Genomic DNA, 20,055 nt, shown 5'->3' on the forward strand with positions numbered 1-20,055 from the left:
CATAGTCGCGTGGCCCCGCACCATGCTCCTAGACCACGTTTGCCGTTGTCGTATGCTGCGTCACTCCGTCATCGTAGAGCAGGGTGATCGTGTTGGCGACGGGTGCATTCGTCAAGGTGGCCACGTCCACGAAATTGGCGCCGTTGGCCAAACCGTCGGCGTCGACGCTGAGAGTGTTCGTTCCCGCATTGTAGTTCACGAAGTCGCCGACATTGGCCCCTCCGGCGGCTGTATCGAACAAGGAGGTAAGGTCGATGATGTCGCCATGGCCGCCGACACCGCTGTAGTCAGCGATAAGATCTTTGATGTCGAGGTGCTCGAGCTTGAACGTATCGACGCCTATACCACCGGTGAGCGTGTCCTGACCGGAACCGCCGATCAGCAGGTCGTTGCCGTCGCCGCCGAACAGTATGTCCGCTCCCGAGCCGCCGTAAAGCGTGTCGTTACCGGAGTTGCCCGACAAGGTATCATCGCCGCGTCCGCCGGAGAGGATATCAGCCTGGAGATTGAGTCCATTGAGGGTGTCGTTACCGTCCTCGCCGAGCAGCGTGGTTTCCGTCGCGGTCGTGGTGTGAGTGTCCACGCCCGAAGTTCCTTGCCAGGTGCTGAGATCGGGCGAAAGGTGTGCCGTCACTGACCCGGCAATTGGGTCGCCGTCACCGTCGGTTGCCGTGACCGGGATCGAGATGTCGAACGGTGTGACGGCGTTGGCGGTCGTGTAGGTGACCGGGCCTAGCTTGAAGTCATTCGAGCCAACATTGGCCGAAATTTCGATTGCGCTGAACGGGTCCGAATTTGCAACGACGGTAAAGGTGTCGCCTTGCGCGAGACCGGTGATCGTCCACGTTCCGTCCCCATTGTTCGTTGCGGTCGGAGTAGCTCCGCCGGAGCCGTTGACGACAGTGACCAAGGCGCCGAGCGCCGTGCTTTCGCCGGTAACATCACCTATGTAGGTGTTATCATAGTCGGCGTTGACCGGGCGGATCGTTATCGAAACCAGGCCCGGTCCCGAGACATTGCCAATCCCCTGTGTATAGCTAGCCACCTCGTAGTGATCCGTATAGTGGGTTCCCGCCCCGATGCCCGCGGGGGTTCCGGCGATGGTGCCATCGGTGGTTGCATTGCTGACGAAATCGAAGCGGATCTTCTCACCAGGGCTGATGCTGTTTCCGCCATCGACGCCCCAACTGCCCGTGCTGGTGTTCACGAAATTGGGGCTGTTGGCGGTTGCAAGCAGGTCGCTGGTTGAGCCGATGGAGTCCAGGACAATCGCTTGGTTGTTGCCGCCGCTTGGCGAGAAGTTCGCCGTATTGAACTGGTTGCCGGCAAACATCGTCGCGGCCTGGGTGTATGTCCAAGTATCTGTCGCCGGGTTCAGGGTCGCCGTGAAAGCGAGGTCGCTGCCGTTCGCGGCCGAGGTCCGTCCCTCCACAGTATGCGTATCGACGACGTGGAAGAAGACCTGCTCGCCATTCAGGAATATGTTTGTGCTGCCTGATGTGACGGCCGCGCCTTCGGTCACGTTGAACACGACATTGCCAACGCCGTCAGCACCGGCGCTCGCGGCAAAATTGATGCTCTCCGTCAGCACCGTATGCGTGGTGTTTTCCACGAAGATGCCATCCGGCTTGAATGGCAGCGGAACGTCGTCCAGGACCGTCAGATTGACCGATCCGGAAACATGATCACCGCTGGTGTCGGTTGCCACCACCTGAAGCCCGTTGATGGTGACGTTGCCCGAGCCGGCAAGATGCTGGAGCTGGTCGGTCAGTGTCGCGGTAACGACGGGTGTCAACGAACTGTTGGCGCCGGCGCTTGTGTTTGACAGCGCCAAATAGACGAATGCGCCGAGGTTCACGCTGCCGGCCGTTTGTATCAGACTGCCGACGAGTTGGTTGCCGACGAGCGCCCAGCTGATTGTGTATCCAGAGGCTAGGCCAGAAACAGTCGGCGCCACCCAGTTTGGATCGCCGGTCGGGTTGGCGAATGCAACATTAATGGCTTCGCCGGTCGTGGTGAAGGTGATGCCGCTGATTGCTTGCGCCGTCTCGCCGCGGCTGCCTGGGTTGGTGCCGGTCACGGCCCCGGCTTGGAGATCCGCAGGCGCCGAAGCATCGAGCGTGGTGTCGAGCGCGGCTTCGTTCAATGTCAACGATGCAGTCCCGCCACCCGATGGAACGGTGTTGGTCTGCACATTCAGGGTCACCGTGGCCGTCGAAGTGTCGCCGTCACCGTCCTTGATCGTGTATGTGAAAGAGTCCGAGCCGATATAGATGCCCGTCGGCGTGTAGGTGAACGTTCCATCGTTGTTGTAGGTGACGGTGCCGTGAGCACCGTTGGTGGCGGTCACCTGGCCGCTGACCGGATTGTTGTCGGTGTCGACGCCATCGGCTCCGAATTTGTCGTTGTCCAAGAGACCAGCGAGAACCGTTGCACCTGTGATGGTCGGAGCCCAGGTGTCGTTCGTGGCCGTCGGCACGTCGTCGGTGACGTCGATGGTGATGGTGTTGGTGATCGTGTTGCCGTTGGCGTCGGTGGCCTGGTAGGTGAAGCTCTCGACGTTGTTGACGGTGTTGGTGCCGTTGTTGGCGTCGACGCCGTCGACCGGCGAGGTCAGCGTGTAGCTGTAGGTGCCGTTGGCATTGAAGGTCAGCGTGCCGTGCACGCCGGTGGCGCTGCTCAGCAGTGCGTAGGTGTAGGGACCGGTGCCGCCCGACACATTGTCGACGACAGTGCCGGCGATGGTCTCGGCGGTGCTCGACGGGTTGCTGCCGATCGGCAGCGCCGCCTCGTTGACCGTCAGGTCGTCGTTGGAAGCGGCCAGGCCGCTGTCGGACAGGTTGATGGTGAGCGTCGTCGTCGACAGGTCGCCGTCGCCATCCATGATGGTGTAGACGAAGGTGTCCGTCGCGCCGCCGACCGGGACCACGTTGGGCAGGCCGTCATAGCTGTAGGTGCCGTTGGCGTTCAGCGTCAGCGTGCCATAGGTGCCGGGAATGCCCGCCCCGCCAAGCCCGCCGCTCACCGGCACTGCGGTGTTGCTGCCGGCGGCTACGCCGACAACCCCGCCACCGGCGGCAAAGCCGTCGGCGCCGGCCACGTCGTTGGTCAGCACGTTGCCGGTCACGATGGCGCCCTCGGCAGCATTGTTGCTGTTCGAGACTGCCGTCGGCACGTCGTCGGTGACGTCGATGGTGATGGTGTTGGTGATCGTGTTGCCGTTGGCGTCGGTGGCCTGGTAGGTGAAGCTCTCGACGTTGTTGACGGTGTTGGTGCCGTTGTTGGCGTCGACGCCGTCGACCGGCGAGGTCAGCGTGTAGCTGTAGGTGCCGTTGGCATTGAAGGTCAGCGTGCCGTGCACGCCGGTGGCGCTGCTCAGCAGTGCGTAGGTGTAGGGACCGGTGCCGCCCGACACATTGTCGACGACAGTGCCGGCGATGGTCTCGGCGGTGCTCGACGGGTTGCTGCCGATCGGCAGCGCCGCCTCGTTGACCGTCAGGTCGTCGTTGGAAGCGGCCAGGCCGCTGTCGGACAGGTTGATGGTGAGCGTCGTCGTCGACAGGTCGCCGTCGCCATCCATGATGGTGTAGACGAAGGTGTCCGTCGCGCCGCCGACCGGGACCACGTTGGGCAGGCCGTCATAGCTGTAGGTGCCGTTGGCGTTCAGCGTCAGCGTGCCATAGGTGCCGGGAATGCCCGCCCCGCCAAGCCCGCCGCTCACCGGCACTGCGGTGTTGCTGCCGGCGGCTACGCCGACAACCCCGCCACCGGCGGCAAAGCCGTCGGCGCCGGCCACGTCGTTGGTCAGCACGTTGCCGGTCACGATGGCGCCCTCGGCAGCATTGTTGCTGTTCGAGACTGCCGTCGGCACGTCGTCGGTGACGTCGATGGTGATGGTGTTGGTGATCGTGTTGCCGTTGGCGTCGGTGGCCTGGTAGGTGAAGCTCTCGACGTTGTTGACGGTGTTGGTGCCGTTGTTGGCGTCGACGCCGTCGACCGGCGAGGTCAGCGTGTAGCTGTAGGTGCCGTTGGCATTGAAGGTCAGCGTGCCGTGCACGCCGGTGGCGCTGCTCAGCAGTGCGTAGGTGTAGGGACCGGTGCCGCCCGACACATTGTCGACGACAGTGCCGGCGATGGTCTCGGCGGTGCTCGACGGGTTGCTGCCGATCGGCAGCGCCGCCTCGTTGACCGTCAGGTCGTCGTTGGAAGCGGCCAGGCCGCTGTCGGACAGGTTGATGGTGAGCGTCGTCGTCGACAGGTCGCCGTCGCCATCCATGATGGTGTAGACGAAGGTGTCCGTCGCGCCGCCGACCGGGACCACGTTGGGCAGGCCGTCATAGCTGTAGGTGCCGTTGGCGTTCAGCGTCAGCGTGCCATAGGTGCCGGGAATGCCCGCCCCGCCAAGCCCGCCGCTCACCGGCACTGCGGTGTTGCTGCCGGCGGCTACGCCGACAACCCCGCCACCGGCGGCAAAGCCGTCGGCGCCGGCCACGTCGTTGGTCAGCACGTTGCCGGTCACGATGGCGCCCTCGGCAGCATTGTTGCTGTTCGAGACTGCCGTCGGCACGTCGTCGGTGACGTCGATGGTGATGGTGTTGGTGATCGTGTTGCCGTTGGCGTCGGTGGCCTGGTAGGTGAAGCTCTCGACGTTGTTGACGGTGTTGGTGCCGTTGTTGGCGTCGACGCCGTCGACCGGCGAGGTCAGCGTGTAGCTGTAGGTGCCGTTGGCATTGAAGGTCAGCGTGCCGTGCACGCCGGTGGCGCTGCTCAGCAGTGCGTAGGTGTAGGGACCGGTGCCGCCCGACACATTGTCGACGACAGTGCCGGCGATGGTCTCGGCGGTGCTCGACGGGTTGCTGCCGATCGGCAGCGCCGCCTCGTTGACCGTCAGGTCGTCGTTGGAAGCGGCCAGGCCGCTGTCGGACAGGTTGATGGTGAGCGTCGTCGTCGACAGGTCGCCGTCGCCATCCATGATGGTGTAGACGAAGGTGTCCGTCGCGCCGCCGACCGGGACCACGTTGGGCAGGCCGTCATAGCTGTAGGTGCCGTTGGCGTTCAGCGTCAGCGTGCCATAGGTGCCGGGAATGCCCGCCCCGCCAAGCCCGCCGCTCACCGGCACTGCGGTGTTGCTGCCGGCGGCTACGCCGACAACCCCGCCACCGGCGGCAAAGCCGTCGGCGCCGGCCACGTCGTTGGTCAGCACGTTGCCGGTCACGATGGCGCCCTCGGCAGCATTGTTGCTGTTCGAGACTGCCGTCGGCACGTCGTCGGTGACGTCGATGGTGATGGTGTTGGTGATCGTGTTGCCGTTGGCGTCGGTGGCCTGGTAGGTGAAGCTCTCGACGTTGTTGACGGTGTTGGTGCCGTTGTTGGCGTCGACGCCGTCGACCGGCGAGGTCAGCGTGTAGCTGTAGGTGCCGTTGGCATTGAAGGTCAGCGTGCCGTGCACGCCGGTGGCGCTGCTCAGCAGTGCGTAGGTGTAGGGACCGGTGCCGCCCGACACATTGTCGACGACAGTGCCGGCGATGGTCTCGGCGGTGCTCGACGGGTTGCTGCCGATCGGCAGCGCCGCCTCGTTGACCGTCAGGTCGTCGTTGGAAGCGGCCAGGCCGCTGTCGGACAGGTTGATGGTGAGCGTCGTCGTCGACAGGTCGCCGTCGCCATCCATGATGGTGTAGACGAAGGTGTCCGTCGCGCCGCCGACCGGGACCACGTTGGGCAGGCCGTCATAGCTGTAGGTGCCGTTGGCGTTCAGCGTCAGCGTGCCATAGGTGCCGGGAATGCCCGCCCCGCCAAGCCCGCCGCTCACCGGCACTGCGGTGTTGCTGCCGGCGGCTACGCCGACAACCCCGCCACCGGCGGCAAAGCCGTCGGCGCCGGCCACGTCGTTGGTCAGCACGTTGCCGGTCACGATGGCGCCCTCGGCAGCATTGTTGCTGTTCGAGACTGCCGTCGGCACGTCGTCGGTGACGTCGATGGTGATGGTGTTGGTGATCGTGTTGCCGTTGGCGTCGGTGGCCTGGTAGGTGAAGCTCTCGACGTTGTTGACGGTGTTGGTGCCGTTGTTGGCGTCGACGCCGTCGACCGGCGAGGTCAGCGTGTAGCTGTAGGTGCCGTTGGCATTGAAGGTCAGCGTGCCGTGCACGCCGGTGGCGCTGCTCAGCAGTGCGTAGGTGTAGGGACCGGTGCCGCCCGACACATTGTCGACGACAGTGCCGGCGATGGTCTCGGCGGTGCTCGACGGGTTGCTGCCGATCGGCAGCGCCGCCTCGTTGACCGTCAGGTCGTCGTTGGAAGCGGCCAGGCCGCTGTCGGACAGGTTGATGGTGAGCGTCGTCGTCGACAGGTCGCCGTCGCCATCCATGATGGTGTAGACGAAGGTGTCCGTCGCGCCGCCGACCGGGACCACGTTGGGCAGGCCGTCATAGCTGTAGGTGCCGTTGGCGTTCAGCGTCAGCGTGCCATAGGTGCCGGGAATGCCCGCCCCGCCAAGCCCGCCGCTCACCGGCACTGCGGTGTTGCTGCCGGCGGCTACGCCGACAACCCCGCCACCGGCGGCAAAGCCGTCGGCGCCGGCCACGTCGTTGGTCAGCACGTTGCCGGTCACGATGGCGCCCTCGGCAGCATTGTTGCTGTTCGAGACTGCCGTCGGCACGTCGTCGGTGACGTCGATGGTGATGGTGTTGGTGATCGTGTTGCCGTTGGCGTCGGTGGCCTGGTAGGTGAAGCTCTCGACGTTGTTGACGGTGTTGGTGCCGTTGTTGGCGTCGACGCCGTCGACCGGCGAGGTCAGCGTGTAGCTGTAGGTGCCGTTGGCATTGAAGGTCAGCGTGCCGTGCACGCCGGTGGCGCTGCTCAGCAGTGCGTAGGTGTAGGGACCGGTGCCGCCCGACACATTGTCGACGACAGTGCCGGCGATGGTCTCGGCGGTGCTCGACGGGTTGCTGCCGATCGGCAGCGCCGCCTCGTTGACCGTCAGGTCGTCGTTGGAAGCGGCCAGGCCGCTGTCGGACAGGTTGATGGTGAGCGTCGTCGTCGACAGGTCGCCGTCGCCATCCATGATGGTGTAGACGAAGGTGTCCGTCGCGCCGCCGACCGGGACCACGTTGGGCAGGCCGTCATAGCTGTAGGTGCCGTTGGCGTTCAGCGTCAGCGTGCCATAGGTGCCGGGAATGCCCGCCCCGCCAAGCCCGCCGCTCACCGGCACTGCGGTGTTGCTGCCGGCGGCTACGCCGACAACCCCGCCACCGGCGGCAAAGCCGTCGGCGCCGGCCACGTCGTTGGTCAGCACGTTGCCGGTCACGATGGCGCCCTCGGCAGCATTGTTGCTGTTCGAGACTGCCGTCGGCACGTCGTCGGTGACGTCGATGGTGATGGTGTTGGTGATCGTGTTGCCGTTGGCGTCGGTGGCCTGGTAGGTGAAGCTCTCGACGTTGTTGACGGTGTTGGTGCCGTTGTTGGCGTCGACGCCGTCGACCGGCGAGGTCAGCGTGTAGCTGTAGGTGCCGTTGGCATTGAAGGTCAGCGTGCCGTGCACGCCGGTGGCGCTGCTCAGCAGTGCGTAGGTGTAGGGACCGGTGCCGCCCGACACATTGTCGACGACAGTGCCGGCGATGGTCTCGGCGGTGCTCGACGGGTTGCTGCCGATCGGCAGCGCCGCCTCGTTGACCGTCAGGTCGTCGTTGGAAGCGGCCAGGCCGCTGTCGGACAGGTTGATGGTGAGCGTCGTCGTCGACAGGTCGCCGTCGCCATCCATGATGGTGTAGACGAAGGTGTCCGTCGCGCCGCCGACCGGGACCACGTTGGGCAGGCCGTCATAGCTGTAGGTGCCGTTGGCGTTCAGCGTCAGCGTGCCATAGGTGCCGGGAATGCCCGCCCCGCCAAGCCCGCCGCTCACCGGCACTGCGGTGTTGCTGCCGGCGGCTACGCCGACAACCCCGCCACCGGCGGCAAAGCCGTCGGCGCCGGCCACGTCGTTGGTCAGCACGTTGCCGGTCACGATGGCGCCCTCGGCAGCATTGTTGCTGTTCGAGACTGCCGTCGGCACGTCGTCGACGATGTCTATGACGATCGCCGCCGGAGCCGAGGACGAGGTGCCGTCCGACACGGTGAGCGAGAAGGTCTCGGTCTCGGTGACGGCGGGAACGTCCGTGGTCGGACTGGTCAGCGTGTACTGGTAGGTCGCTACGCCAGTTACCGCGTTGTAGCCGGTGATCAGCAGCGTGCCGTGGTCGCCCGGGAAGGTCGAACCGTTGAGGCTGGCGATGGCAACCGTGGTGCCGCCGATGGTGACGCTCTGGACGTCGTCGAGGCCGTCGGGGTCCGATACCGTGAAGGTGCCGGTCGCAACCGTGCTGCCGTTGCCGGCCGCCGAACCCGCCGCAAGGCCGGCTTCATAGACCAGGTCGTGCGCGCCGGCCGGGTTGCCCTGGTCGACGACGATCTGCGGCGCGTCGTTGGTGCCGTTGATGGTGATGGTCAGGGACGCCAGAGCGGTATCGCCGTCGCCGTCCGCCACAGCATAGTCGAAGCTCTCGGCCACGGTCTGGCCGGCATCCAGCGCCTGTACCGCGGCATACCCGGCCGGGTTCTGGGCCTGGGTGTAGAGCACGTATGTGTAGCTGCCGTCGGCGCCCACCGTCAGCTCGCCGTAGGTTCCTGCTACATGATTGGCAACGGCACCGTCCCAGGTGATCGAGCCCAGGCCGTCAGTGCCGAGGTGATCCGCGTGGCCGTCGGTTGCGTTGGCGTCGGCGCCGCCGACCCCCGTGATCACATTGCCATCTGCCGTCAGCGGCCCATCTTCGGTGACCGAGTCCTGATCGTTGACCGCAACCGGACCGTCATCCTGGAATTCGATGCTCAAGGAGACATGGGATACGGCGGTGCTCGTGTCGCCATCGAAATCGGTGATCGTGGCCTTGACGTGCAGGTCGGCGGTGACGGTCGCGATGTCGTCAAAGGCTGCGGTGCTTGAACCGTCGACGTTGTGAGCGATCGGCTGATACTGCCCGATCCAGACCGCTCCGGTTGGATCGACATAAACCTTGAAGACGTCGACGCCGTTGGCAGAGCCGACGAGAACGCCGTCCGCATTTGTCGAGAGCATGATTGCCAGGCCGTCGAGTGTCTTCAGGCCCGAATCGATGTTTGCCAGCGGGTTGCCGTTCGCATCCGTCACCGCAAAGGAGAACGTCGCGTCGTCGTCCGCGCCAACCGACGCATTGAACAGGCCGAGTGCACTGGCTGAAGATTTTGCGTAACCTAGTGCGTCTGGTTCGGTGACCAGGGCAGGCGGGGGCAGCGCGGTGTCGTTGGCCGGATTGGGATCCGCGGCATTGTTGACGCCGGCGGATTCGTCGTGGCTGACCCTGAAGACCTCCGTCTGCGTGGTGACGGTGGTGATCTTGGCTTCGATGCCGAAGATCTTGAACGGGTTGCCGCCAGTCAAGGTCGCATCGGTTCCGCCAGCGTTGGAATCGAAGGTAAAATCGTTGTAGTTGCCCACCTTGAGCTGGTCGAACGGGGTGCTGCCAATGACCTCGACAGTCGCACCATCCGGCACGCCGGCGAAGGCATAGCCCACCTGCGCGCCGCCTTCGAAGACAGCCGTGCCGGCGGTCAGCACACCGTTGATGCTCACGGTGAACGGTTCGAATGTGCCACCGTCCTTGGCGCCGATGAACATCACGGCGGCTTCGACACCCTGGGCTTCCGCAACATCGATCGTGAACTTGACCGAGGCGACATCGTACGAGCCGCTGTCGCTGACGCTTGGCGGATTCGGACCGTTGGGTGTGATCACAAGATCATTGACGAAGTCCATCGTCACGATTTCGGGGCCGGTCAAATGCGGATGGGTTTCGTATCCGTCGATGATCTGGCCGTCGCCGACGCCGATCTTGGTGCCGGTGGTGTTGACGGAATTGTCGCCTTCGTTGATGTCGATGCCGCTGAGCTTGATGTCGTGATTGCCGGCGCCATCCATGCCGCGAACATCGGTGTTGCCGGCCTGCAGCGTATAGACGATCGTTTCGGTCGTGGTTGTGGTTGTCGTGCCCGCATCCCGCGCGACGATCTGCGGAACGTCGTCGAGCACCTGGACCTTGAACGTACCAGCCGCCAGTCCGATGGTGTCGCCGTCACCGTCCATGGCGATGACGAAGGCCGAAAGATCGATACCGCCATTGGCAAGCGTATTTTCGGTGTTATCGCCCGGGAGCGTATCCAGAGTCGGATGATCGATCTGGTCGATCAGGGTGAAGACATAGGAGCCGTCCGCACCGACGGTCAGGGTGAAAACGGGACGATCCGTGCCCGCCTGATAGCCGGCGCCGGCGCCTACATCGACATAGCCGGTCAGGGTCGTGCCGTCGGAGACGATGAGGACGTTGCCGCCTTTCGAATCAAATCCCGAATCCGATGGGGTGGTTTGGGTGACAAGGCCGAAGGCCGAGGTCGCATTCGGGCCGTCAGAGCCGAAGTCGACGATTGCATTCAATGCGCCGGCAGCACCGATGGCAACCGCGGAGTTTGTTCCGGTCACTTCGCCAGGCTGAAGATTGTCGGCATTTCCGGTGGACTGGCTGTTGTGCAGACCGTCTTCGTCGACATTCGCGGTGACCTGGGCGGTGCCAGTAACCTTCGGCCCGTCATCGTCGAAGGAGAATGTGGAGCCTTGGCCGTTGATCAGGTCGACGGTCGCCTTCTCTGTGATGGTGTCGCCGTCGCCATCCTGGCGCGTTACCTCATATTGCAGCTGAACCTGGCCGCCATTGGTCAGCGACAGATTGAGTTCGGAATCGAACTTGTTGCCGTCGGCGCCATGGTTGAGCGCTTCGTAGAGCGTGGTCTGCAGCTGCTCGGCGCCAGGCGCCCCGGTGATCGCGATGGTCAGAACCTGATCGCCATGCGTGTCGCGGCCGACGATCACTCCTCCTTCGAGGAAGAGCGTGACGGCGCCGCCGTCGGTGGCGGTGAGATTCGTGGCAAGGCCACCGGCCGGAATGCCGGTAAAGCTCAGATTCCCGGTAACGGTACCAGGACCGTCCGAACCATAGCTGCCGCCGACAGTGAACAGATTGGTCAGTCCGCCTGCTACCGCGGTGTTGACCTGCGCCAGGCCCGGACCGGCATCATCCGTGTTGGCGTTGCCGCCGGCATCTTCGGTCTCGCCGATAGCGCCATTGTAGCGATCCGCGCCAACCGTCTCGTCAAGCTCGACGGAAAGCAGGCCAGCCGCTCCATCGTGGGCGCCGACCGTTAGGCTTGGCCCATCGTCGTCGAAGGAGAATGCGGAGCCTTGGCCGTTGATCAGGTCGACGGTCGCCTTCTCGGTAATGGTGTCGCCGTCGCCGTCCTGGCGCGTTACCTCATATTGCAGCTGAACCTGGCCGCCATTGGTCAGCGACAGATTGAGTTCGGAATCGAACTTGTTGCCGTCGGCGCCATGGTTGAGCGCTTCGTAGAGCGTGGTCTGCAACTGCTCTGCGCCGGGCGCGCCGGTGATCGCAATGGTCAGGACCTGATCACCCTGCGTGTCGCGGCCGACAATCACTCCTCCTTCGAGGAAGAGCGTAATGGCCCCGCCGTCCGTGGCAATGAGATTCGTGGCAAGGCCACCGGCCGGAATGCCGGTGAATGCCAACTGCCCGGTCGTGCTGCCCGGTCCGTCTGCACCGTAGACGCCGCCAACGGCGAACAGCGAAGAAAGGCCACCCGCCAGGCCGGTCGTCACCTGGGCCAGGCCAACGCTGTCATCCGTGTTGGCGTTACCGCCGGCATCTTCAGTCTCGCCGCTATTGTAGCGGTCGCCGCCGACCGTCTCGTCGAGTTCGACCGAAAGCAACTGTGCCGCTTGCGCAGTTGCCTGGACCGAAAGCGTTGGGCCGTCGTCCAGCACACCAATATTGAGGGTCGCGGTGGCCGGATCATTGTCTGTGTCTGTAACCACGACGGCAAAGCTGTCGGAAACCCCCTCGGTCGTTCCGGTCGATGAGTTGTCGTGATGATCAAGAGTGTTGTCGGCAAGGGTATAAATCCAGCTATAGCCGTTCGTAGGATTGCCGGTGACCACGAGCGTGCCGTATTGCCCGGCAACGCTGCCGCCGTTGGTCACGTCCACACCGTCAATGACAAGCGTCCCGATGCCATCACCCGAGACGATGTTGAAGGTCCCTGAAACCTGCTCGGCGGTGCTGGCCGGGTCCGTCCCGTCGGAAAGCGCGGCCTCGTTGACGACAAATCCGGAGCCAATGTCGATTGTCGGCGTCGTATCTTCTTCCCTGACCCCGATCGTCAGCTCACGCGGCTCCAGCCGTCCAAATTGCAGGTCCGTCGGCGGCAACAATGCGGAAAGATCGAAGCCGTCGCCGATACCACCTGGGGGAATGGTGAAGTCGCCGCCGGCACTGCCTGGGGCGCCGCCCGGGCCGGCCGAGATCGAACCATCGGCACCGAAGGCGACATCGACGTGGCTCGCTTCAAGAGCGGCCAGCAAGGCCACGCGCGGAACTTCGACATCACCGATGATGAAGGTCGGCACGTTGAGCGCGCCATCCTTGATGAGGATGACTGAACCGTCGGCCTGTTCCAGCAACAGATTGTGGCCGTCGACCTTGATGTTGTCGATGGAGACGTCCGCCGGAAGCGTCACGATGTTGCTGGCGTCGGCCACGTATTCATGCGGCGCGGCTGCCGCCGGCGCTTTCGCCTCCGCGGGTGCTGCCGGCTGAACGGGTGCGCCACTGCCGACATCGACCGGCACCGGCTCGGCAGGCGCCGCCTGAGCGGCCTGCGCTACCTGGATGCCTGCCTGCGATGGCGAGCCGCCATGTTCATGTGAAGAGTGCTCGTCCCAAGAATTCGAGACGGTATCCAAATCGTTACTGGTCGTCATCGCCAAACCCCTCCGGCATTTCCCGGATAGAGACAGTGACGACTTCTGCTTTGCAACTGTCCCGCAATCAATTTCATATATCCCGGTATGCAAGTCTCGGCATTTTTTACGTGTGGTAAACCCGGAAGATATAATCTGATATACATTGACCGCGCCGCGCTTCGTTTATATCCGCCGGCTGAGCTGGATTGGTAAACAGAAGTATAAGTTTGAATAAAGTTTTACACAAAATAGGTATTCCCGATTGAAGGAAACTTATCCACCTTCCTTTCCAGTAATTTGAGACAAGATTGGTACCGTCCACAGTCAAGAGGTGGGCGTTATGAAAAAAGAAAAATCTGCCCTGGGAATAACCGGGCTCAGGCTCATCCTGCTGGCAATGGCGATCACAAGCCTGCCGCAGCCATCATCCGCGAAAGCAATTACCGTGAATGCCGGCGCTGCCGCTGGAGTTCTGGCGGCGGTCGAAACCCCTTCCAGTCTCGGCGGCGTTTCGCTGGCTCGGCCGCAGCCATGGCAGCCGGTTTCAGCCTACCGGATCGGCATGATTTTCAGCAGCTCTGTTGCCGTTGATGAAAAGCGTGGTTCTTCGATCGCGCCGCCCGCCGCCGGGATCGACCTGATCCAGACGGCGGCGATCATTCCCGGCGTGTTCGGTTCTGTTGCCCTGTCGATGCGCAATTTCCCGGTTTCGGCGCGCTGGGCGCCGGTCTACAAGGCAATTGTCGACTGTACCGCGAGCAGCGCGTGCGAACGCAAGAACAGCGCCTTTGCCGAGATAGTCAAGGCAGCCGGGAACAAGCGCTTCATCGACAAGTTGTCCTTCGTCAACTCAAGTATAAATCGCGCCATCGCCTACAAGAAGGACAGCGTGGTTTACGGCAAGCTCGACTACTGGGCCAAGCCCCGGGAAATCCTTGAGCGGCGGGCAGGGGACTGCGAGGATTTCGCCATCCTCAAGATGGCCGCGCTGCTGCATGCAGGCATCCCGGCGCAGAGCATGTCGCTGGTCGTCTTGCAGGATCGCAAGCGCGGTTTCTTTCATGCCGTGCTGTCGGTCAGCACCGGCAGCGGCGTCTTCATTCTCGACAGTTTGAGCAATGTAGTTTCCCGCGACACAGACCTGCCGACCTACGTGCCGCTGTATTCGTTCAGCACCGATCGCGCGTGGATCCATGGCGCGAAGACCGGTTCTGCTCAAATAGCCGATATCAAGGGCGGCCTTTCGACGGTCGCGCCTGGTGAAGGTGTGCAGCCGTAAGCTCCCATCAGAGAGTCTTGAGCGCTCTATCTCTTGTTTGACGCAATTTTCCACGGAAACCGCTCACACTTTTCCCGGAATTGCTCTAGCCGCCGAAGACGAACGCCATCAGCAGTTCCGGCTCGACCACCGGCGCCCGCACCGCGCTCAGTTGACCGCGGTAGCGGCGGTCGCCGGCGCCTATGACGAAACCGGTCGCGACCGGCGTCTCGCCATTGGCGTCGAGCCTAGCGAATATGTCGGCGACATTGAGGTCCAGCGCCAGCTTGAGATCCTGGCGCGCGTCCTCGTTCGGCGCCACCGGCAATTGCCGCCGCACCAGTTGCTGGAACGGCGCATTGAAGGTCAGGATCTTCTTCGACGATGCCAGGGCAAAGGCCGGCGAGGGACAGGCGACGAGAATGGCGCTGATGGTCTTGATCGACGCGAGCCTCTGCAAGGTGAGGTTTTGGTCGGCCAATCCACGCATGCAGGCTACGCGAATTGCCGATGTCAGGTTTCCGGCGTTGGCGTGGCTCTCTGCAATTTCCTCGATCAGTGTGCCGATCGTGCATTTGCGGCTTTCCGCCATCTGCTTCAGCGATGTCCAGAACGCCCGTTCCAGACGAATGCCGCGGCGCATGCCGCCACGCGCCACAACCCGGAACTCGAGACCGAAATCCTCACTCGCCAGCGGTGGCAGCAGCCGGTCGCGATCGACCGGGCGGGCGATCGCACTATCGCTCACTCATTGCCTCCTCCCGCGCCTTGTTGATTGGTTTCAGAAGGTAGGTGAGAATCGTTTTGCGTCCGGTCTTGATGTCGACCGAACAGATCATGCCGGGGATGATCGAATAGGTCTTGCCGTCGCGTGTCAGGGTCGATTTGTCGGTGGCGACACGCACCTGATAGTACGGTTCGCCGGTCTTCTGGTCGACAAGGCTGTCGGCAGTGATGTTCGACACCTTGCCTTCGATGCCGCCGAAGATCGAGAAGTCATAGGCGGTCACCTTGATCAGGGCATCCTGGCCCGGCCGGATGAAGGCGACGTCCCGCGGTGAGACCCGGGCTTCGACCAGCAGGGTCTCGGACGTCGGCACGATACCCGCGACGACCGCGCCGGGCTGGACGAAGGCGCCGACCGTGTTGATGTCAAGCGTGTTGACGATACCATCGACAGGCGAACGGATATCGGTACGCGCCACCTTGTCGGTGGCACCGCGTATCGTCTCGTCCACCACCGAGAGATCGGCCAGCGCCTGCGTCAGATCGCTGAGCGCTTCCTGTTGCAGCTGCAGGCCAAGTTCGTCGACCTGAAGCTTGGCTTCCGTGATGGCAGACCTGGCTTTCTTGATGGTCTCTCCGGCAAGCGTCAGCTGACCATTGAGCTCGGTCTGCTCGCGCTCGACGCGGAGCTGCTCGGTTCGCGCCATCAGGCCTTTTTTGACCATCGCTTCGACCAGCTTCGCCTCCTGGTCGCTGACGGCCAGGTTCTTGGTGAGGCGATCGGCATTGGCGTTGGCTTCGTCGAGTTCCTTCTCACGCTGATCGAGCCGCGACTTGAGAACCGACAGTTTGACTTCGAAGTTGTCGCGCCGCGCGATTAGCAGCTTCTGCTCGTTGTCGCAGATTTCCGGCGCCACCTTCTGGATCTCGGACGGACAGGGAAACGCGCCCTCGAGGCTGCCGGTCTGTTCGAATTGGAGCCGTGCAATGCGCGTCTGCAGCGCCCGCGCCTTGGCCTGCTGCTCGCCAAGGCTGGAAGTGTTGAAGGTGTTGTCGAGACGAATGATGAGGTCATTCTTCTTGACGACCTGACCGATCGTCACGGCGATTTCCTGAACCACGCCCGGCTCGCTGGCCTGGATGATCTGGGTCTTCGACGCCGGTATGATCTTGCCGTCGCCGCGTGCGATTTCATCGACCTCGGCGAAGGATGCCCAGGCTACCGAACTCGCAAAAAGCGCTCCGATAATGAATATCGAAGCCGACGCAAAAAGCGGCGGACGGTCTTCCCTGGCTAGCATTTACCACGTCCCAACGTGCTGTGTTCACGCATAATTCTGTTCGTCAGGCGCTTGTTTTCTGCAGCGCTTGTATCACTTGGTCTTTCGGTCCATCGGCAACGATCTTGCCCTGCTCGATGACAATCAGGCGGTCGGCCAGCTCGAGCATGCTGAAGCGGTGCGTCGATACGATCAGGGTCGTGTTGCGATCGAAAGCCACTTTGAGCTGCTTGATCAGCTGGCGCTCGGAAGCCAGATCCATCGAGCCGGACGGCTCGTCCAGGAACACGATTTTCGGTTTGGTCAGCAACAGGCGGGCAATTGCCATTGTCTGCCTCTGACCGCCCGAGAGATTGGTGCCGCGCTCGCCGACATTCATGTCGTAGCCTCGCGGATGGCGGGAGACGAAGTCGTCGACGCCGGCAGCCTTGGCCGCCTCGACGATCTGCTCATCGGTCGCCTCCGGGCACGCCATCAGGAGATTTTCCTTGATGGTGCCGGAAAATAGATCGTTGGCTTGCGCGACGATCCCGACCGCGGCGCGAACCTCCGATGGGTGGTATTGGCGGATGTCGATGCCGTCCAGCAGCAGCTCGCCGGAGGTCGGCAGGAAAAGCCTGCCGATCAGCCTCCCCATGGTCGTCTTTCCCGAGCCTATGCGGCCGATGATGCCAATCCGCTCACCGGGCTTCACCGAGAAATTCAGGCCGGTCAGCACTTCGTTTTCGGAACCCGGGTAGACAAAGCCGACATTCCTGAATGCCATTGCACCGTTGCGAATGGGGCGGTTGACGAAACCAACCGTGTCCGGCCGATCCTCAGGCTGCGCCATGATCGAATTCACCATTCGCAGGGACAGCATCGCCTGGCGAAGTCTGGACAAGGTGATCGCAATCTGCCCAAGCGGGGCCACCGCCCGGCCTGCCAGCATGACGGTGCCGATGATGGCGCCGGTCGAGACATGCCCTTCCGAAAAGGCATAGGCGCCGGCCACGATCAAAGCGACGGTGACCATCTGCTGGATGGCTTGGGTTATGTTGCCGGCGGCAGCCGAAAGCTGTTTGATCTTCTCGGACGTATTGGATGCGTTCTTGGAATGCTCCGCCCATTTTCGCAGAAGGTACGCCTCTGCGCGTAGCGATTTGATCGTTTCCAGCGTGGAGATGGATTCCACCAGCAGGGCCTGGCGCTGCGAAGCCTCGTTCATGGAAGCGGCAACGCGTTTGCCGATGCGCCGTTGCGTGATCAGCCCGACGATCACCGAGGCGACAAAGGCAATGGCCGGTATGACGACCAGCCAACCGCCTATCGCATAGATGACAAGAAGAAAGACGAAGACGAAGGCTGTGTCGATGAAGACGCTGATGGTGTTCGACGTGAAAAACTCGCGCACGAACTCGTACTGGGTCACCCGATTTGCATATTCGCCGGTTGAGCCGGGCCTTGCCGACAAGGACGAGTTCAGCACCTTCTCGAAAAGCATATAGGAGATGCGAAGATCGGCCTTGCGCCCGGCATAGTCGATCAGTGACGCTCTGGCGGTCTTCAAGAGCAGGTCGAACAGAATGACCGCGCCGATCCCGATCGACAGCACCCAGAGAGTCGATATCGCCTTGTTCGGCAAGATCCTGTCGTAGACGTTCATGGTGAAGATCGGTGAGGCAAGAGCCAGCAGATTGATGAATACCGCCGACAGGATGACCTTCGAATAGGTGCGCCAGAACGGCCCCATCGTGCCGGTCAGCCAATGTCGCCGCTCGATCTTGGCCGCCGAACCGACGCTCATCGCCTCTACTGCGTTGGCATAGGTTATCGAGAAGGAAACGCCGCCACTAATATAACTTCCGGAAAACTCGGATTTGCTGATTGTCGTGCGGCCGTCTTCCTGGGGAGCGGTCGTAAATCCACCGTCCTCGGTCTGGGCAAGCAGCGCTACAGGCAACTGGCTGACGCGAAACAGAATGGCGGGAAGGTCGATGCGTCCGCGAAGAAAGTCGCGATGGCTGAATTCCGTGATTTCAAGACCGATGCGTTCGGCAAGATGCCGGATGGCGTCGATATCGATGCGGGTGTCTGACAGCGGCACGCCGGCAAACAGCACGGTCTCGGAACTCGGCCTGCCGAGGTACCCGGCAACAGCGGAGAAGCAGGCCTTGAACGCCTCTTTTGGGGAGAGGATTTTGGGTTGTGGGTTCACGATTGGCCCGCAGGACTATCGTTCGTCCTTGACCTTCCTACTTCTTTCTTACCGGTGCGAGGATGTCGAAAGGCAGATCGTTCGTCTGCTCCGACGGCGTGCGCGCATAGGTTTCGGTGTCGGCCGTTTCAGGCGCATTGAACTCGGCCTTGGCATAGGCGGTGGCCTGTTTTGCCGGCTGAAGATTCATGGTCTTCAGCAACTGCCCGGTTGCCGCCAGCAGCCGGTACTGCGCGAAAAGCGACGCGTAGGATGCGGTGTCGGCAAGCGTAGCTGTGTTGAACCGCGTGTTCTGCGCGTCGAGCACGTCGAGCAGCGAGCGCTGTCCGACCTTGAACTGCTCGCGATAGGACGCCACCAGCCTTTCGTTGGCGGCAGCCTGAAGCTTCAATGTCTTTGCCAGATCGGCCTGCCGGAAGCGGCGATCCCATGACGTACGGACGGCTTCCTCGATCTCGCGCAGAACCTGGTGCAGCACAAGGCGCTGCTCGCTGGTGCGGCGGACCTGCTCTTGCTCGTTGGCTTTGTCGATGCCGCCGCGATAGAGGTTCCAGCGCAGCACCAGCCGCGCCTGCAGGTCGCTAGCGTCGCCATCGTCGCCGTCGATGTCATAGCCGCCGCGGGCGCGGCCTTCGGCGATGACGGAGGGCCCGAATTTCGCCCGCGCCGCATCCACCAGGGAGGCGGCGGCGTCGATATCGCTGTTGGCCATGTGGACGCGCGGATTGTTCTGTCGCGCCAGCCCTAGCGCGTCGTCGAGCGACCTTGGCAGCGCGCTCGAGACATCGCTCGGCCTTGACGCGTTGGTCAGCGGCTTACCGACCGTCTTGAAGAACCGTATCTTGGAAGCCTCCAGTTCTTCGGTCGCCTCCTGCATACGTGCCTTGGCAGCGAACAGCCGCTCCTCGGCCTGCTGGCGATCAGCCTCGTTCAACGCGCCCCCTGCAATACCTTGCCGGATGTCGCCGAGGATTGCCTGGTGAAAGCCCAGATTCTTCTTCGCTTCCGAAACGATCGAAGCCTGCAGCATGTATTCGAGATAGTCCTGGACGACAGACAGTCCAATGAATTCAGACCGTTCCAGCACCCGGAACGATGCGCCGTCGACCCGCGACGCCTGACGGTTCAGTTCCGCCCGCCTTGCGCCGCTGTCATAAAGCGTCTGCGTGACAACGACATCGGCTTCCGACGGATAGAGCGCGTCATCCTCTATGGACAGCGAACGCCGGGAGGAATTGTCGAGACGACGAACCCCCGCCGACGCCTCGACATCGACGCTGGGAAGATAAAGTCCCTTCGCTTGGCGTAGCTCGAATTCGATTGCTTCGCGGTTTTCGATCGCTTGGCCAATTTCGGGGTTGGACTCCACCGCAACCGCCATCGCCTCCTGGAGAGTGAGCGCGTGAGCATTCCCACAACTCAATATGGCGACCGTCGTCAGCAGGCCGAGGCGCTTGCCTATCGCCGACATAGATGTCGTATTCATTTCACCCCACCCCAACGTTCCCCTGCGCCATTATTGCCAGGCGTTACAACTCAACCGTGATTGTTCACAAATTTGCAAAATATGGGAGCACTTATTGATTTAGTGACCGCTAAAACGCTAAATTCAAGCAAAATTCTATAGAATGTCGCAAAAATGGCACATAAAATACCCACTGCGGTTTTTGAGTAACAGCCGTCCGAGTTTGAACAGGCAAGCGAAACCGCTCCG

At 62.5% G+C, this 20,055-nt stretch carries 6 protein-coding genes; 1 reads left to right on the top strand and 5 read right to left on the bottom strand.

Features of this window, described 5'->3' with window-relative positions; genetic code table 11:
- Positions 1 to 28: 28 nt before the first annotated feature.
- Positions 29 to 12,898, bottom strand: a complete 12,870-nt coding sequence (locus tag NL532_RS12040; protein WP_286488117.1) for a cadherin-like domain-containing protein — start codon at positions 12,896 to 12,898, stop codon at positions 29 to 31.
- A 322-nt stretch (positions 12,899 to 13,220) separates the two neighbouring features.
- Here NL532_RS12040 and NL532_RS12045 point away from each other — a divergent pair, with 322 nt between their 5' ends.
- Positions 13,221 to 14,159, top strand: coding sequence for a transglutaminase-like cysteine peptidase (locus NL532_RS12045; protein WP_023687774.1), 939 nt, complete (start codon positions 13,221 to 13,223; stop codon positions 14,157 to 14,159).
- Between the two features lie 85 nt (positions 14,160 to 14,244).
- On the opposite strand, the gene NL532_RS12050 is transcribed toward NL532_RS12045, so the two are convergent.
- From NL532_RS12050 to NL532_RS12065, 4 genes are read right to left on the bottom strand one after another with little or no spacing between them, the layout of a single operon-like run.
- Positions 14,245 to 14,886, bottom strand: coding sequence for a ribbon-helix-helix domain-containing protein (locus NL532_RS12050; RefSeq protein WP_023829118.1), 642 nt, complete (start codon positions 14,884 to 14,886; stop codon positions 14,245 to 14,247).
- A complete protein-coding gene (locus NL532_RS12055) occupies positions 14,876 to 16,165 on the bottom strand; it encodes an HlyD family type I secretion periplasmic adaptor subunit (RefSeq protein WP_023667951.1) in 1,290 nt (429 codons plus the stop codon). The genes NL532_RS12050 and NL532_RS12055 overlap by 11 nt, the downstream gene beginning before the upstream one ends.
- A gap of 43 nt (positions 16,166 to 16,208) precedes the next feature.
- Positions 16,209 to 18,341 carry a type I secretion system permease/ATPase gene (locus NL532_RS12060; RefSeq protein ID WP_023691465.1) on the bottom strand — a complete coding sequence of 711 codons (2,133 nt, stop codon included), beginning with the start codon at positions 18,339 to 18,341 and terminating at the stop codon, positions 16,209 to 16,211.
- Positions 18,342 to 18,378: 37 nt separating this feature from the next.
- Positions 18,379 to 19,827, bottom strand: coding sequence for a TolC family protein (locus NL532_RS12065; protein ID WP_031203151.1), 1,449 nt, complete (start codon positions 19,825 to 19,827; stop codon positions 18,379 to 18,381).
- Positions 19,828 to 20,055: the final 228 nt, after the last annotated feature.

Source organism: Mesorhizobium sp. C120A (genome assembly GCF_030323105.1).
GTDB lineage: Bacteria > Pseudomonadota > Alphaproteobacteria > Rhizobiales > Rhizobiaceae > Mesorhizobium.

What these genes read in the sequence shown, in the direction of transcription:
- NL532_RS12045 (WP_023687774.1), top strand. Translation starts at nt 13,221, where the DNA reads ATGAAAAAAGAAAAATCTGCCCTGGGAATAACCGGGCTCAGGCTCATC.
- NL532_RS12040 (WP_286488117.1), bottom strand. Translation starts at nt 12,898, where the DNA reads ATGACGACCAGTAACGATTTGGATACCGTCTCGAATTCTTGGGACGAG.
- NL532_RS12065 (WP_031203151.1), bottom strand. Translation starts at nt 19,827, where the DNA reads ATGAATACGACATCTATGTCGGCGATAGGCAAGCGCCTCGGCCTGCTG.
- NL532_RS12055 (WP_023667951.1), bottom strand. Translation starts at nt 16,165, where the DNA reads ATGCTAGCCAGGGAAGACCGTCCGCCGCTTTTTGCGTCGGCTTCGATA.